This window comes from Mongoliitalea lutea, assembly GCF_014652135.1.
In the GTDB taxonomy this organism is placed as follows: domain Bacteria; phylum Bacteroidota; class Bacteroidia; order Cytophagales; family Cyclobacteriaceae; genus Mongoliitalea; species Mongoliitalea lutea.
Genome location: NZ_BMYF01000056.1, coordinates 1 through 889, shown reverse-complemented (window position 1 = coordinate 889; position 889 = coordinate 1). Strand labels below are relative to the sequence as shown.

Sequence of the window (889 nt, the reverse complement as noted above, 5' to 3'; positions counted from 1 at the left end):
GCGGTAACCGCGAGGAGCCGTTAAGGGTAGAACCGGTAACTGGGGCTAAGTCGTAACAAGGTAGCCGTACCGGAAGGTGCGGCTGGAACACCTCCTTTCTGGAAGAATTTCAGATGCTTATTTCTTTCGCTTCGCTTTTCAATTTTATATAAAGGGCTTGTAGCTCAGGTGGTTAGAGCGCTACACTGATAATGTAGAGGTCCGTGGTTCGAGTCCACGCAAGCCCACTTTATATAATAAAATATTGATAATTTTGGGGGATTATCGGGATGGCTAGAGTACAAGTGCTCTTGTTTCCAAGAAAAAATAATGGGGGATTATCCCGATAGCTATCGGGATGGCTAGAGCATCCCGACTTTGGTCGGGAGGGTCAGCGCTTCAAGTCCACAAAAGTATTTTGACATATTGGGGGATTAGCTCAGCTGGCTAGAGCACCTGCCTTGCACGCAGGGGGTCAACGGTTCGAATCCGTTATCCTCCACTATATTAAAACTCAAATGGAGTTTTAAGCTTTATGTCAGCTCAGCTGGCTAGAGCATCCCGACTAACGTCGGGAGGGTCAACGGTTCGATTCCGTTATCCTCCACATCGTTCCAAATGAGGAACAATNGGGCCCTATAGGAATAAGTAAGTGAACAAGGGCGCACGGGGGATGCCTTGGCTCTAGGAGGCGATGAAGGACGTGCCAAGCTGCGAAAAGCTGCGGGGACCTGCAAGGGGGTTTGATCCGCAGATGTCCGAATGGGGCAACCCACCACGCGAGTGGTATCCCGAGTAATTCGGGAGGCGAACCTGCCGAACTGAAACATCTAAGTAGGCAGAGGAAGAGAAAACAACAGTGATTCCGTGAGTAGTGGCGAGCGAAAGCGGAACAGCCCAAACCGGAGTT

2 tRNA genes and 2 rRNA genes are annotated in these 889 nt (G+C 50.1%); all 4 read left to right on the top strand.

The annotated features are described in order from the left end of the window. Positions 1–98: ribosomal RNA gene (locus IE080_RS19360) — 16S ribosomal RNA — on the top strand; the annotation flags it as partial. A 55-nt stretch (positions 99–153) separates the two neighbouring features. Then, positions 154–227: transfer RNA gene (locus tag IE080_RS19355), tRNA-Ile, on the top strand. A 180-nt stretch (positions 228–407) separates the two neighbouring features. Further along, positions 408–481 (top strand) — tRNA-Ala (locus tag IE080_RS19350). A 144-nt stretch (positions 482–625) separates the two neighbouring features. Beyond that, positions 626–889 (top strand): 23S ribosomal RNA (locus IE080_RS19345); the annotation flags it as partial.